The following is a 16,825-nucleotide window of genomic DNA, read 5'->3' as shown; positions in this document are numbered from 1 at the left end:
CATTAAAATGCTACTACGATGAAAACCAACCATAAACACTCGCTGGCGGTTATCCTGTGGATAATTTGCGTCCAGCTATTTTCGTACAGCAATCTGACGGCGCAGACTGTCGGATTCAGCGTTGCAAGTAAAAATCCGGTGGAGAACGATACCTTCAACGTTGCTGTACGGGCCGATTCGGTCCTGACGGGACGGGGAATCTATGCCTTCAAATTCGGATTAAACTATAACTCCAATTATCTCGAATATCTGGGGATTGACTCCGTGGGTACGGTGATGAAATCCTGGAGTATCCCTACGGTAAACAGCAATACTGCCGGTACCCTGGTGATTGCCGGAGCAGGAGCATCGGCCCTGTCGGGTAAAGGCAATATGTTTTACCTCAGATTCAGGGCAATACAGGGCGGTTATACCTACATTCAGAATATTTCATCGGTGAGCTATCTGAACGAAGGCTCACCGGCCATGTCACTGAATTACGGGATAATCAACTGCTCTTCCATCCCCAAACCGGATATTTATCCCGACTACCAAACCTTGTTTGTGGGAGAAACCATGCAACTTTACGGTTACAGCGGTACTCCTCCTTATACTTTCCAAACTGTGAATACCGCTGTGGCGACAACCACGGGTGCCGGTCTGGTTACTGCTGTCGGTCCGGGAACCACACGGGCATTCGTAACCGATAGCAAAGGGTATAAGAACTATACCTACGGAAACATTGACGTCCGCGCTGTTAAACTAAGTGTCATTTCCACCAATACATCTCCGCAGGATAGTTTTTATTTACCCATAAAAATTGAAATTGCACCGGGTACAATGATCTATTCCGGTAGTTTTGAACTGGCATTCAACAGCAGCCTCGAAGGCATTAAAGCAGCTGCCATTACCGGAGATTATAATATCTCGGTTCAGAATAACGCACAAGCAAATCTTGTAAAGGTTTCATTTGCATCCGGTACAGGAATTACCGGTACGGGGATTTTGTGTAAAGTATATATGAAAGCCATTAACAGTGGCGTCAATTCCGTGAACATCCAGAATGTACTTTGTAACGAGTCGTTGCTTGCCCTGACCTATTCCGGAAATGTCACCACTGAGTGTAACCCTTGTGTGAAGGCGACCGGTTTGTTGCCGGAAAACGGCAAGCAAAACCTCAATTCGACGGTTGACCTTTACTGGCAGCCGGCTTTGAATGCCAAATATTACAGTCTCTATTTGTGGGAACAGGGCACGACAATGCCGACAACCCCGTACTACAGTTATATTTATGGCACAAGCACCTGGCTGTATAACCTTGCTCCCGGAAAAACATTCAACTGGAAACTGGTTTCCGTCAATGAGTGTTCGACTGCCGAAAGCGATGTGCAAAGCTTCTCGGTACGACCGATTCCCGATTTGACAGTGACCGATGTGCAGATGCCGGCCAGTGTGGAATCCGGAAGCGCCTTCACGCTTACATTTACCGTTAAAAATATAGGACAAACGACCACCGGAAGCAGCCTCTGGACGGATGCCGTCTATATGTCAACCGACTCGACGGGGAATTCCGGCATGAACTACATGGTGGCCAAATACAACATGGGGCCGCTGGCAGTCAATGGTACCTATACCCAATCCTATCTGGTGAGCGTTCCGGCCGAATACAGCGGGAAATATTACCTGTGGGTGAGGGCCGATAATTCCGGTTCGGTGACCGAGCTTTCCGAAAATAACAACCAACTCAGGGCAATCAATCCGATTACCGTCGAGCTCAAACCTTTCCCGGATATTCTGGTGAAAGATATAGCGGCATCGGCTACAGCCACACCGGGTGACTCTTTGCAGATTACCTGGAAAGTCGGCAACATCGGTAACGCCGCGGCGTTGGGCGGATGGACGGAACGGATTTCATTGATTTCGACTACGGGTGTGAGGGCGTATCTGAATCCGACCTACATCACGGTAACCCGTGACCTGGCGGTAGGAGAGACCATCACCCGGACCGCGAAATTCAAATTGCCGGAAGCCCTTCGTTTCTCTGGAGATGCTAAAGTTGAGATCGAGCTCTTCCCTTCTTCCACGCTGATCGAACATAGCGGTAACGATGCCAATAACAAGGCGGTATCGGCCAACTATGTCAATGTTGGCAAGCGGCTTTTCCTCGAAATAGCCACCGGTTCATTGATTGAAAGTTCGACCGATGATGTCCGTTGTATAGTGACCCGAAGCGGGGAGTACGATGCCGACATGACGGCGAATGTCACGGTTGCTCCGACCGGACAAATCACCATTCCGGCCACGGTGACCATTCCGGCCAATAACTCGTCTGCCGTTTTCTACCTGAAAGCAATTGATAATTTGCTGGTGGATGGCACGCGGAATGTATCCATATCCGTGGCTGCATCTGGTTTTGGAGGGGATACAACCCGACTGCAAATCACCGATAACGAGGCGACCGTCATCACCGCGAAATTAAGTAAGAAAACGGCAGTTGAAGGGGATAACCTGCAACTGACCATCACGCGGAACCTGGTTACCTCTTCGCCTTTGACGCTGTCTGTGTCCACGGACAAACCGTCGCAATGGAGCTTTGATAACCATGCCGAGATACCGGCTAATCAGGCATCAATAGTCGTTCCGGTGTATGTGACCGATGACCAGGTGGCCGAATTGAACGACAATGCGATACTGACGGTAAGCGCCTATGGTTACGTTTCGGGCAAAGACACCGCATTTATTACGGATAATGATTTGCCTGAAGTGGAATTCAAGTTGCTGATGGATACCGTACAGGAATCTGCCGGTATTTATGCCACCTATGGCGTGATTAAACGGATGAAAGGGGATGGCGTGATTACAGTGAATCTGACTCCGTCTCTAAGCAATACACTGATTCTGCCGGGCTCCATTTCCCTGAATAAAGGGGTAAGCGAAGTAAAATTCAACATCGGCGTAATCGACAATAATCTGGTGGATGGCAACCGGAAAGTGACCATCAAAGGTTCCATTTATCTCTCTTCCTGTAGTTGCAATACCTCTGCCGAAAATGGCGGCATCGTGCAGCAGGATCTGGTGGTTGTCGATAATGACGGTCCGTCACTGAGCGCTTCAGCTAATCCGGCCTCGCTTTACGAAGGCAAGGTAAATGCCGGAACCCTGACCATTTCCCGAAATACACCTCCGACAAATGATTTGCCCATAACGATTAAATACAATGATCCGACAGAGGTCAGTATGCAGACATCGGCTGTTATTACCGCCGGGCAAACTTCCGTATCTGTACCGATAAGTACATTAAACGATGGCGTTCAGGATGGTAATCAGATGGTAACCTTTGAGGTAAGCACACCCGGTTATGCCTCCGGTTATTGCTATCTGTACGTAACCGATTTGAACAAACCGGATTACGCCTTTGCCCATGTTGCCTTGAGCCAAAGCAAGGCTGTGACGGACAGTTCCATTCAGATTTCCGGTTATCTGCAAAATGTCGGTTACCTGAATGCACCTCCGGGAACCATCGTCAATTTCTATTTATCCAAAGACGATTATGTGGATGGTAATGATGATTTACTGGGTTACTACACCGCTCCGAACGGTATTCCAACAGGTGATTCGCTCCGGTTTGTATTTAACCTGAAAATGCCGGGCAAGACCGGAACCTATAAGATCATAGCCAAAGCCAATCCGGATAATATTGTTACCGAACTGGTTTATACGAATAATACGTCGCAACCGCTTGCCATCGAGATTGCTCCCGAATACAGCGCGACGGCGATTGTCGATCAGACCGTTTTCCTGCAAAACCTCCCGGTTACCATTCACGGAACGGCAACGAAACTGAATGCCAAACCGGCTGCGAATGTCAATGTGGATGTCTATCTGCTTTGTAACGGCACACGCCGTCAGCTTTCGGCAACGACCGATGATCAGGGTAAATACCAGATCCAGTTTACGCCTCTTTTCAATGAAGCGGGACACTTCAGCGTAGGCGCCTGCTATCCCGGACAAGGATTGAGTACCGAACAGGATGCATTTGACATCCTGGGAATGAAACGGGCGACTTCCGACTATCTCATTTGGGTAACGAAGAAGAATCTGTCGCTGACCGGTACTATCCAGATCAACAACAGCAGCAATGTTGCCCTGACCAACCTGATTGTGAAACCGGACTTCCTGCCTGCGGGATGTACAATGACCTTCGATACTGTGAAGACGCTTCCGGGCGCCGGTTCAGTATTGATCAACTTTACAGTTAAAGGTACGGAGATCACAACGGGCAAAGATTACAAGAAAATCTACCTGACCATTGAAAGCAATGAAGGCGCTTCGACCCAGTTCCCGGCTTATTACTATTGCCAGGCTGTTGAGGCCCAATTGAATGCGCTACCTGTCAGCATCAACACCACCATGACCAAGGACAAATCACGTTATTACGAATTGTTGGTCTATAACAGTGGCGCGGGCGAAGCGGGTAAAACATGGATTACTCTGCCGAATGTCTCCTATATGAGTCTGGTCAGTGCGGATACCATTTCGAATATTCTGCCGTGGGATACCGTGAAGGTAACCCTGAAGCTGACACCTACGGATGTTCCGCTTAATACTCCGATTACCGGAAATATTGCGGTAAACTGTTCCAATGGCCTGGGGCTATCCATTCCTTACAAACTCGAAGCGGTATCGGAAGCCACCGGTAGCCTGAAAGTGGATGCGGTGGACGAATACACCTATTTCACTGAAAGTGCACCACACCTGAGTGGAGCGCATGTCGTAGTACGTCACCCGTTCAGCGGGGTAATTTTAGCGGAAGGATTTACCGATGCCGATGGCCTGTTTAAAGTGGACAGCCTGCCGGAAGGTAATTACCGCCTGACCGTTGAGGCCACTAAGCACGATACTTACCAGAATATCGTTACCATTGACCCGGGACGGGAAAATACGGCTACGGCCTATCTCAGCTTCCAGGCCATCTCTTATACCTGGGAAGTCGTGCCTACGGAGATTCAGGATCAGTACAAGATTGACCTGATCATGCAGTACGAAACCAGTGTGCCTGTACCGGTCGTTGTGATTGAAATGCCATCTGAAATGCCTCAATTGGTCAATGACGAAACCTATACTTTCATGGTGACTCTGACCAATAAAGGCCTGATTACGGCAACCGACGTGCAGCTCAACTTCCCGAATGATCCGGAATATGAGTTTGTCACCAACTTCACGACGATGAATTTACTGGCACAGCAGTCTATTCAGGTTCCGGTAGTGATGAAGCGACGGGCTGGCTATTCACCCAATCCGGTCAGTGGATTACGCTCTGCGGAATCTACTGAAGAGGCGCTTAACTGCCATGACGTCGTTTATACCATCTATGGATTCCAGTGTGGTCCGGACAAGAAATGGCACCGCTCCGATAAGGGAATCACATTTACCGGACGTGAATGTACTTATACCGGTTCAATCAGTCTGCCCGGTGGAGGTGGTCCTGTCGGTGATCCTTCTTATGGCGGTGGTGGAGGTTGGCCTACCGGTGCTTCCGGTAGTGCGATCCCGGTTACAGCTCCTACGGCAGAGTGCGACAACTGTCTGATGTCTTTGGGCCTGACTGCTATTGGCTGCATCCCGGCATTAGGCCCGGTTATCACGAATGGCGCCGGTATCATTGGATGTCTGTTAAGTCTGGCAGATATGGATATCGCATTGAAGGACGTCGCTGATTGTGCAATGACCGCAGCAGGGTTAGTAATTGACTTATCTGAAATAGGTTGTTTGTACGGCCTGATCAGGACTGCCTGGGAATGCTATCAGGATCCTCCTGTATTTGTAAAATCGGCGATGGTGGTTGATGATATCAATGCGATGACGAATGTGGCGGCGCTTCAAAAAATGCCTCCAATCCTGAAACAATCCATGCAGGACCTGACTTATTACATCTATGGTTACGAGGCATTGGATAGTATTTCCGGAGAAATAATGGGCAATTGGGAATGGCGTTCAAGGGTGAATACTCATGATTTTATCAATGCGGTTGACTCGTTTATCCGGCAAACCAGATCATTCCTGCCGGAAGACATATCCCGGATCAATCAAAAGATGCAGGGAACTGACATTACCTCTGATGATGTTGACCGGTTTACTTCCAGATGGAATAATTCACTGATCGCCTGGAATAAGCAGATCTATTCGCCTAATGATGAATATCCTGATATTATTGACAAAGTAAAATTAAAAGTCTATATCTCTAAACTGGATTCCGCCAGCCGTTATGCCAACAAGCGTGGTTACGAAGGAATATTCGATATGCTTTCAGATGCCTGGGCCACTACTCAGGATCAGATTGAAAGCGGACGGAAATCCGTCTGTGCTTCCGTCACAATCCAGATTTCCCAAAAGCTGACCATGACACGTGAAGCCTTCGACGGAACATTGACCATTTCGAATGGCAATACCACGACAGCGATGAAAGAGGTTAAGCTGAATCTTGAGGTGAAGGATGAAAACGGCAATCTGGCCAATGATCTCTTCCAGATCAATACCAAAGCGCTCGATATCCTGACCGGAATAGACGGAACAGGGGAACTGGGTGCTGGTCAGAAAGGTAGCGCGACCATTCAGTTTATCCCTGAAAAGGGCGCCGCACCGACTGTTGCCAAGAGCTATTCCTTCGGAGGATCGTTCTCATACCTCGATCCGTTTAGCGGAACCACCGTCACACGGGTATTGTATCCGGTAACGCTTGAGGTTCACCCGAGTCCGGATCTCTGGCTGCATTACTTCATGCAGCGGGATATTCTGGGCGATGATCCGTTGACGCCGACCATCGAGCCGATTGTTCCGGCTGAACTGGCATTGATGATTCAGAATAACGGTTACGGTACGGCGAAGAGCGTAAAAGTGGAATCGGCTCAACCGGTGATTGTGGATAATGAAAAAGGACTGGCGATCAAGTTTGCTCTGATTGCTTCGAATCTGAATGGTCAGGAGCGCCAGTTGGAAGTTACCAATATTGACTTTGGCAACATTGCGCCAAAGAGCACGGCCATTGGTGAATGGTGGTTTACCAGCACACTGCTTGGTCACTTTGTCTCCTACGAAACGAAGTTAACCCACCTGAATAGTTTTGGCAATCCTGACCTGAGCCTGGTGAGCGGGGCAACGCTTCACGAATTGATCAAGAGCATCCGCGTCTATACGATGGAAGACGGTATCAACGATTTCCTGGTCAATGAAGTCCAGGATGCCAGTGAAACACCGGATATTATTTACCTGTCAAATGGAACTACGCTCGATGTGCATCCGGCCAAATCCGTTTCAATAACCGGCAATATCAATGCTACAAATTATGAAGGAGAACTGACCGTAACTCCATTCCTGCTTGGCTGGAACTATGCGAAGATCAGTGATCCGACCGGCGGCAGGTACAAACTGGTGAGCGTTATCCGTGAATCTGACAACCAGGTTATTCCGCTCGATAACGTTTGGCAAACCTTTGTAACCTTGCCTGACGGTAAGGATCCGGTTTATGAAAATATGCTTCATTTCGTGGATGACTTCTCTGCTATTTTACAGGTGAAATACAAACTTCTGTTTACCCTGAAAGAACAGAACCCGCCGAAAGTCATTAAGGTGGACAATATACCGGTGGCTGTAACCACAACTCCGGTAACCACAGTTACAGTGACTTTCAACAAACCGATTGATCCGGCTACATTCACCTACGAAGACATGAACTTGTCACTGCAGGGCGGCGATAATATCATGGATAATACGGTGACGGTGACACAGACCAGTCCGACCACCTTTGACGTTGACCTGACTACGAAGACCATTGGTGACGGATTCTATGTACTGACCATCCAGGCAGCCGGTATCAAAGATACCTCCGGCGTCTCCGGTACAGAGGGATTCAAGGTGGGATGGACGCAATATGCCCATACACCGGCGATTGTAGAGTTTACCGGACTGCCCGCTAATGGAGTTGGTACACCTATTGATTACCTCATTGTGCGGTTTACGGTGCCAATCAACACCTCGACGCTGACGGGTGACCGCTTTACCTGGACAAAAGATGGCGTGCCAATTACCGGAACGGTTACCATCACCACGATGGATACGCAAAGCAAACTGTTTAAGATATCCGGACTGAGCAGCTTCCTGTCTGCCGATGCGACTTACAAGCTGACGGTCGATTTGACTAAAATCAAGTCTCAGGACAATGTTTCAGGCGTACTGCCGCAATCCGTGCAGTGGAGAGTCGATACGCACGCACCGGCTGTTTCACAGATACTGCGCAGAAGCACCGGCGGATTCGATGCCCAACACGCTACAGAGGTTGAGGTCCGGTTTACCGAACCGGTCATTGGCTTCGGCCTTTCATCCATCGAATTGTGGAAAGATGGTGTAAGACAACCGTTGTCACAACTCAATCTGACGCAGGTCAACAGCACAACCTTCCTTTTCACCCAGTTCAGGTTACTGACCTATTACGAAGGCAACTATATCCTGAAAGTGAAAATGGACGGTATTGCAGATTCGGCAGGTAATGTTGCTTCCGGTACGGTAGAACAGAAATGGACGGTCAACCGGACGGCTCCTCCTGCCGTAACCAACCTGCACATTGCTCCGGATATGGGTTATTCCGCTACGGACGCCATCACGGCAACTCCGAATCTGTCAGTTATCATGATGGTAAATGCACCGAAATCCAGGATTCAGTTGTATCAGAATTCCTATGGCACATTGACCTTGCTCAAAGACACCGCCAATGTCGGTACCGGTCAGTTAATCCTGCCGGTGAGTCTGAGTAACAGTAGTAATATGGAGCTCGAAGTCTATTGTCTCGATACCTTGTCGAACCAGTCCATCACGACGCTCGATATTTCGATTGATAATATCGCGTTGTCGGCCCAATGGACGAATGTGCCTTCGACTTCGCAGGTATTGCAGCCCGATTCGCTAGTACTGGAATTCTCCGATAAACTGTTGGCTGATGACCAGCTAAAACAATACCTGACCCTGAAAGCCAATGGCATAGTTGTCAGCACGGCGCCGCTCTCTATCGTGAAGATTTCGGATAAGGTCTATGCCGTGAAAGGCATCCGTCAGGCCGTGCAAGGCGTGGGCGGTACCTACACGCTGACGGCTGATCTGACTGCTTTGCGGAAATACCTGAGCGGAAAAGAGGGTGCAGTCAGTGCGATAGCCGAGTGGATCATTCAGCCCAATAAGGCTCCGGTGGCCAATGCCGGTCCTGACCAGACGGTCAACGAAGGCGAATTGGTTACGCTCAATGGCTCGGCCTCCAGTGATCCGGATGGCGATACGTTTACCTACAAATGGACGGCTCCGGCAGGCATTACCCTGAGCGCTGCGAATGTGGCTAAACCGGTCTTTACCGCACCGATGGTTGATAAGGATACGGAATATACCTTTACGCTGGTGGTTAATGATGGCAAAGCCGATTCTCCGGCTGACCAGATCACGGTGTTGGTGAAAAATACAGGCGGCAGCGGCGTTCCTTACGTGAAGGCGGATAGTAAGCGTGTATCCCTCTATCCTAATCCGACCAAAGGCATCGTCTATGTCACCATCAACGAACCGTTTGCCGAAGGGTACGTTGTGATGGTGTATGACAGCCGCGGACAGACCGTGCAAGTAATTGCCAAAGATAAATCGGTCACCCGCTTCAGCATCGACATCGGTCAGTGTGTAACCGGCGTTTACACCATCAGCGTGATTGCCAAAGAAGGCACATCGACCACGAAGGTGATTAAGGAATAAATCAACATCAATCAATTATCCAATAGCGGCACTGAAAAATGCGTGGGAGTCACTCTCCCTCGCATTTTTCAGTGCCGCTGTCGCGTTTTTCAGCGCCGACCATCCATTTTTCAGTGCCGCTGTCGCATTTCGGAGTGACTCCGGAGCGTTTTTCAGTGGCTCCCTTGCATTTTTCAGTGCCCCGCTCCTCCGTTCTTATCGGTCGTTGAGTTTTCTTCCGGAAAGAAATGTTATTTTTGAAGGTCGGTCATGAAATCAAAAGGCCTAGTGTGTGAGGTTGATCAATTTTGAAGAGGATTCTTACACTAAGGTAAGGCCAGGAGGCCTTGATTTTGTGACGACGAAGGCAGAGCCTGTCGCCGAACGGGGATGAAAATAAGACTGAGACTTGGTCTGAGGCTAGCATGTTAATCAATTCATGGATACAGCAGAATCCCAATATTGCCATAACTGTTAAATAGAACTATTATGAGACGTATATTTCAATTTATAATTCCAATATTATTTATAGGTATTTTCTCTTGTAGTTTATCAAGATATGAACGAAAAGATCGGGAATTTTCCATGTCGTTAAAGGAGTCTAAAGTGCATAAAACATATATTAAGGCGTATTCGGTAAAAGTTAGAACTAACTCTGATTCTTTGAAAATGACAATTGATAATGCCTGGTTAGAGAAGCTTTGTTTTTATAAATCAGAAGTCTTTGATAGCTCAGATTCTTTATATAAGACTTTATTGCTGGACATAAGATTAGATAATAAGTTTTTTTACAATAGTGATAACTATGGTGATAATTGGATAATGAAGTTAGGTGATTCTTGTTTTGTAGATAATCTTAGAGACCTGTATGGGGTTGTTGGTTTAAGTAAAGAAACATCGGATCGGAATATAGTAGTCGGTATTTATAAGCTAGATCCTGATGGTGATTTGAATCATGGATTAAAGGTTATTGGTGTAATTAATTTAAAGCAGAGATGATTTCACCAGGCACGCTACCTGACATCGACCCCCCAGGTGTTTATTCTAATTGGCTCAACGACTGAAAATACCAGCCTGATTGCGCTCACCTCGAAGACTGATTATTGCGGTAGCTATATTTACGAAAATGGAGTACTCAAGCGCATACTTACCCCGGAAGGGTCTTTACCTCAGGAGCGACCTCCAAGTGGCAGTACACCCTGTTGCCAGTAGCATGCGATAACCGTAGTTAGATCGTTAGGCAGTTTGGCGAAGGTTCCACCCCGTTGCCAGTAGCGTGCCAAAACCGTAGCGCGGTCGTTTGGCGAAGCGTCTCGCTTCGTCATTGCTAAAAGCAAGCCTCCCGGCTTGCAAAGTATCGCCCCCGTCCCGCCGGATATGAAGCCGTAGAAAGGTGATGTTGGTCAAGGCGGACCTGTGATCCGCCTTTCCAGTAAGTATGTCGGGCATGGTTCTTCTACTTGCAGGGTGCAAGTCCCTGTACATGCCGCGTTGAAAGGAAGTGTTAGCGAATGGCAAGGGTGTCATCCGTGAGGACGAATCTGAAAGAAGCCATCAGCAAAGTTAGCGTACTGACGCACAGAAATTTGATACAAGGCTGTCAAGCGAGGGTGAGCGAGCATTGGATTGCGTATAGCACCCGTCCCACCGGATATGAAGCCGCAGAAAGTTGCGGAACCGTTGGTGGGATTTGCAATCCCACCTTCTTTATACTATGAAGATTTATAATCTGAAAAAGAAATACCAATGAACATAGCCAACAGAATCACCGGAGAAGTCTGGTTTACTACCGACACGGTAGTGGACTGGGTAGATATATTCACCAGACCAAGATACAAGCATATCATCATGGATTCATTACGATATTGCCAGACTGAAAAGGGATTGATCATTTATGCATGGGTGTTGATGTCGAATCATTTGCACATGATTGTAGGCTCGGAAGGCGATGACAAGGTATCGGATATTATGCGGGATTTCAAGAAGTTTACGAGTAAGGAGATTCTTCGTACCTTGCAGACGGATTCGCAGGAAAGTCGTCGTGAGTGGATGCTTAATCGCTTCGAATATTCCGGTCGTAACGATAAGAAGATCAAGAACTATCGATTCTGGCAGGAAGGGAATGATCATCAGGAGATATTTCTGGTAGATTACTTTGATCAGAAGCTGAATTATATCCACAATAATCCCGTTACGGCTGAACTGGTTAATCGCCCCGAAGATTACCGGTATAGCTCGGCGATTGATTATGCGGGAAGTCCGGGATTGCTGAAAGTGATGGTGGTTTAGTTGATTGTCGGATAACAAATCCTGATAGTATTTAAGAGGTGGGATTGCAAATCCCACCGACGGTTCCGCAATTTTATACGGTATATCCGGAGGGACAAGGTATTACTCTTCCAATATTTAAAGGATTGCTCAGTAGTGGCGGCTTTTTTTCATCAAAAGAAACGAATGGCATCGGTCTAAACCTTGGTGTAGGCGCGGGCTTTTTCATACCTCATATATTCACAATTACCGCCCCTCTCCCTGAATTCAATGATAAATTTATTTATTTTTCAACTTATGGACATTGACCCTGTATTTAGTTTGAAATTATGTTGATAATAATGATTGTTTTCTCGATGATGTTCGTGTTTAATGTGTACTTAGTTACAATGCGCAATAAGATCCTAGACATCATGAAGAGAAACTCTGCAGATAAATACGAAAATCTCGCGGGTTTCAAGGATATGTATTATATATATAAGACCTTTAAGTATAGCAAGTCTATCACAGATAAAGAACGAAATATACTTAAGATATATTTTGCGTTGACTGTAATAACCTTGATACTGTATTTCTCTTTTGCTGTTATGATTTTTACGATTGATTGGTAGATTTATAAGAAAATGAAAGATAGCTGTAGATTGTCTGAATCAACCGTTTTTGTTTAATGGCTTATAGTTTAGATTGTTACTCTATATGTTGGCGTTTTTATATAAATTAGGTGCTTTATTGGCTGTTAATCTTTTGCTCTGTTGTAGAAGACAAATTGGGAATTCTGTTTGACGAACTTTAAAATGTAAACTAATGAAGAATCAGGGGTTTGTATCAAATTTAAAACTCTTTCACTTTGTATTGGGTGATATGTCAGTTAGGTTTGAGTTCGTTGAGAATATTACAGTAGATAGTATGAAAATAGCTGATGTTCTTGATAATATTGAACATCAGCTAGAATTAATAGAAGCTCATCATATCCAACGTAATGCTGATAGCATTTCTTTTAAGAATTCATTTTTAGAAAGAGGTTATGGCTCCTGTCGCACCGGATATGAAACCGTAGAATAGTGATGTATGGTTAAGGCGGAATTGCATTCCGCCTTTCCTGTGCTATAAGGAATTGCATTCCGAAAACAAATAGACAGAACATTTGATGCGTTGCTAAAATGCTTATTTTTATAGCGGAATAAGTTGGTTGTCGGATTATAAATCCTTTTAGTAACTAAGGGGCCGGAATACAATTAGCTATGCTGAACGCTGTTTCCGCCCTGACGGTTCCGCAACTTTCTACGGTATATCCGGAGGGACGGGAGTAAAATCGTCTGTATATAAAGCCCTGAATTAGTAAATGTGTGCAGGATTAATTTGAAACAAGCTGCTCTTCTTCTTTCGGTATGCTTTGACTGATTTTGTACAAGCTGAAATACTGACCATTCGAGATTAGGCTTGATGATTTGGGGATAGAAATATCTTGTTCTTTTGAGGGAATCAGAAAAAACACATCGGCATAGTTGGGTATTTCCGTTTGTTTAAGTCCGGAGGGTAGTCCTACTTTTGTTCGTAATGTCCAGGCAGTCCACCACTCCAGTCCATGTTGGGTGATGATAATGGTTTTTGCCGGGTGTTTTATAAATCTGCTGAGATCGGACAGCTCGTTTAGCTGTTGCACGGATAAAACGGGATAACGTTTGGGCAAGGTAGCCACTGTGAGCAGGATAAACAATGAAAAAACAACAGCAGTAGTCATAGCGGTCTTACGGGGGAGATGATAAAGCGCATATATAAGAATGATAGACAAGGGGACTAACGCAATAAACAATAATCGCTCATAAATATCACGAGGAAGCAGAGGGCTTGTTAAACATATGTACCAAAGAACGATAACCAATAGGATTTTTCGTTCGTTTTTGGTAAGACATTTCCGTATCCTAAAATAGACAACAACTGACAAAATACTCAGAATATTTAGAATAACAAAAAATGCCAACCGGGGTCCGCTTAAAAAGGGTTCGCCTTTCACTAAAACAACAAGTACGGAATTCTTCAGCGACAAGAGGAAATTTCCCAACACATTGCTCATGTGCTCGAAACGTTGAGTGTCAAAGTAGAATACAAGCAAAGGAAGGGCAACAACAATAAGTCCTGTTACCCATAGGACTGTTCTGCTTTCTCTCTGAATTCTGCCTGTTTTCGTTAAATTCCTCATATAGTCGATAGCAAAAACCATTATGAGCAGAATGAAGAATATGAGTAAAGCTGAAAAACATCCGAAGTGGGTGAGAACTGTCATTAGTGCAAAAAGAGCAGAAAGCATCAGGAAATAAACTTTGCTGTTTATCAGATAGCTTCGAAAAAAATAAAGGGTGGAGTACAGAAATAATATTCCAAATGCGTTTTTGTGGAAATCAACCCCCAACAATACAAGTATAGTAGGGTTTAAAACCGAGAAAGCCAGAAGCACAAGAATGAAGAAGCTAAAGCTCCGATTTTCAATTAATGACCGAATAAGATAAAATACTGGGACAACAATTAAAGAGGGTAAAATAACATTGGTCAGTTTGCATGCCAAAATAACTGATTCGTCAGCAGAGAGAGTTGTGCAAATCAAAATAATCTTAGCAGCCAGGGCTTCAATCCAAAAAGTCAGGGGCATATCCTGAAATCCCAGAGCGCCTGTTTCCATAAAGTGACGAACCTGCAAGGGGTAATACATACCATCAATGCCGCAAGGAAGTTCAGAGCTAAAATTCGATAATCCTCTCAGTATTACCGAAGCCAAGAACATTAATCCCAGTGCCAGATAGTCACCAGAGCGAACGAAGATGTTTTTTGTGTTCATAATTTAAGATTTAAGGGGGTGATTATATTTTTCAGAATGAAACAATCCTGGATATGGACAATGAAATACCCGCCCAAGTGTTCCCGGGTAATCTTTAGGAGTTATCAGTTATAATAAATCAGGCTTTTCTACAAATTATTCCGGATTATACTTTGGCGGTAATTTATTCTCAATGGTTTTGAGAAATGAGCTTCTATAGGTCTGGCTTATGGGAAGTAGCCGGTTGTTAATTTTCACCCGGTTATGCTCAATACTTTCAATTTTATTGATGGCTATCAGAAAAGACTTGTGTATGCGTTGAAATCTCGACGATGGAAGCATTTCTTCCATATTTTTAAAGCTTTGCAAAGTCATGATTTTACGCGAATCTGTTACGATCTGCAGGTAATCTTTCATCCCTTCAATATAGATAATATCACTCAGATCAACCCGTTCCAGCCGATACTCTGTTTTGATAAAGATACACTCCTGAGAAGTCGATACAGGTTCGGCCACTTTTGAGCGGGATTTTCCCAGCACTTTATCAACAGCCTGAACAAAACGTTCGAACGAATAGGGCTTAAGCAGGTAGTCAGTCACATTAAGATCGAATCCTTTCAACGCAAATTCTTCGTAAGCAGAAGTAATGATAACCTGAGCTTCAAGGTTAATGGCTTCGAGGAACTGGATGCCGGTAAGCTGTTCCATCTGAATGTCGAGGAATATTAAATCCACGACATTTTGTTTAATGAAAAACATAGCATCCAACGCATTGTCAAACGTTTGCAACAATTGCAAACCTGGGGTTTTTTCCACAAACATCCTTACTTTGGCAAGAGCAAGGGGTTCGTCGTCAATGGCAATACATTTAATTGGCATGGGTATCGATATTGAGTTCAACCATAAATTGGCCTTGTGATTCAGTGATTTTCAGCAAATGCCTGTCTGGGTAGATGATAGCAAGGCGTCGCTTTACATTCATGATACCAGTACCTCCTTGTTGGGATTTTTGCACGACCGTTTTTTCTTCGAAATAGTTGGTGATGACGAAATGTACCCAATTCCCTATTGTCTTAAAACGAATGGTGAAACCGGAATTTGGCCCCTGAAAGGTGGAATATTTAAAGGCATTTTCGATAAATGGAATAAAGATAGCAGGTGCTATTTTCAGGTTTGAAGTGTCACCCTGCATATCAAGCTTTATCAGTTGCGGATCCTTTATCCTTAGCCGGTAAAGTTCGACCAGATTTTCTATATAGCCGATCTCCTTAGAAAGATCAATATATTCCGATACCGTTTCATAAGACATATAGCGCATAATCTCGGACAATTTAAGGAGCGCATTGGAGGCTTTGTCAGGATCCTGATAAATCAGCACATCGATATTATTGATGGTATTGAACAGAAAGTGAGGATTGACCTTGCTTTTGAGCAGGGCCAGTTCACTTTCCAGATTTTGTTTTTCCAGCATTTCTTTATGGTTTAAAGCATCAAACCAATTGATGATAACCCTGAAAAAAGATCCGAACGAAGCCGAAAAAATCATGGCGACAGTTCCACTGAGATGCATCTTTAATGAATAGATGTCGTAGAAATTTTCGAACGATCTATTAAATATGGCTTTGTTAAGCAGCAAAGCCGTATATCCGAAAAAAGGAAGGATAAGTACAGCCAATGCCGCCAGGATAAAAAAATCGGTAAATTTCTTTTTCAGAAGAAATGCCGGTACAATAAAAAAATAGAACAGGTAAAACCCTATGGACAGAAACAGCAAACTGATTACATAAGACAACAACATTTCCGGCTTTGCCAGTTGATTGAAGTTGTTTATATTGATAAAAGCCGCAAAAAGCCATGTGAAAAGATGGAGATAGATAATTGCTTTACGTTTCATACATTCACTCCCTATTTGACTTAACTAAGGTATTAGCAACATGTTATTTCAATTGCAAATATCAATCATTTATTTCTGTTGAACAATAAAACTATACAACCTGATAAGATTTG

At 45.1% G+C, this 16,825-nt stretch carries 8 protein-coding genes; 4 read left to right on the top strand and 4 right to left on the bottom strand.

What is annotated here, in order from left to right:
• Positions 1-18: 18 nt before the first annotated feature.
• Complete coding sequence (locus MLE17_RS04345; protein WP_243347407.1) at positions 19-9,759, top strand: CARDB domain-containing protein; 9,741 nt, start codon at positions 19-21, stop codon at positions 9,757-9,759.
• A 468-nt stretch (positions 9,760-10,227) separates the two neighbouring features.
• Complete coding sequence (locus MLE17_RS04340; RefSeq protein ID WP_243347405.1) at positions 10,228-10,737, top strand: hypothetical protein; 510 nt, start codon at positions 10,228-10,230, stop codon at positions 10,735-10,737.
• Between the two features lie 170 nt (positions 10,738-10,907).
• On the opposite strand, the gene MLE17_RS04335 is transcribed toward MLE17_RS04340, so the two are convergent.
• Positions 10,908-11,063, bottom strand: coding sequence for a hypothetical protein (locus tag MLE17_RS04335; protein WP_243347403.1), 156 nt, complete (start codon positions 11,061-11,063; stop codon positions 10,908-10,910).
• Positions 11,064-11,484: 421 nt separating this feature from the next.
• Here MLE17_RS04335 and MLE17_RS04330 point away from each other — a divergent pair, with 421 nt between their 5' ends.
• Positions 11,485-12,027 (top strand): REP-associated tyrosine transposase, encoded by a 543-nt coding sequence (locus MLE17_RS04330; RefSeq protein ID WP_243347402.1) that lies wholly within the window; start codon positions 11,485-11,487, stop codon positions 12,025-12,027.
• A 783-nt stretch (positions 12,028-12,810) separates the two neighbouring features.
• Entirely contained in the window at positions 12,811-13,068 is a 258-nt protein-coding gene (locus MLE17_RS04325) for a hypothetical protein (RefSeq protein WP_243347399.1), read from the top strand.
• 292 nt (positions 13,069-13,360) lie between these two features.
• Here MLE17_RS04325 and MLE17_RS04320 read toward each other — a convergent pair whose 3' ends face one another.
• From MLE17_RS04320 to MLE17_RS04310, 3 genes are all read right to left on the bottom strand, one after another.
• Entirely contained in the window at positions 13,361-14,839 is a 1,479-nt protein-coding gene (locus MLE17_RS04320; protein ID WP_243347397.1) for a hypothetical protein, read from the bottom strand.
• Between the two features lie 135 nt (positions 14,840-14,974).
• Positions 14,975-15,697 (bottom strand): LytR/AlgR family response regulator transcription factor, encoded by a 723-nt coding sequence (locus MLE17_RS04315; protein WP_243347395.1) that lies wholly within the window; start codon positions 15,695-15,697, stop codon positions 14,975-14,977.
• Positions 15,687-16,712: a sensor histidine kinase gene (locus MLE17_RS04310; RefSeq protein ID WP_243347394.1), complete on the bottom strand. Its 1,026-nt coding sequence runs from the start codon at positions 16,710-16,712 to the stop codon at positions 15,687-15,689. The genes MLE17_RS04315 and MLE17_RS04310 overlap by 11 nt, the downstream gene beginning before the upstream one ends.
• Positions 16,713-16,825 lie beyond the last annotated feature (113 nt).

It is taken from the genome of Parabacteroides sp. FAFU027 (assembly GCF_022808675.1).
GTDB lineage: Bacteria > Bacteroidota > Bacteroidia > Bacteroidales > UBA7332 > CAXXIC01.
The sequence above is the reverse complement of the archived record's forward strand: the minus strand, read 5'-3'. Positions and strand labels throughout refer to the sequence as shown.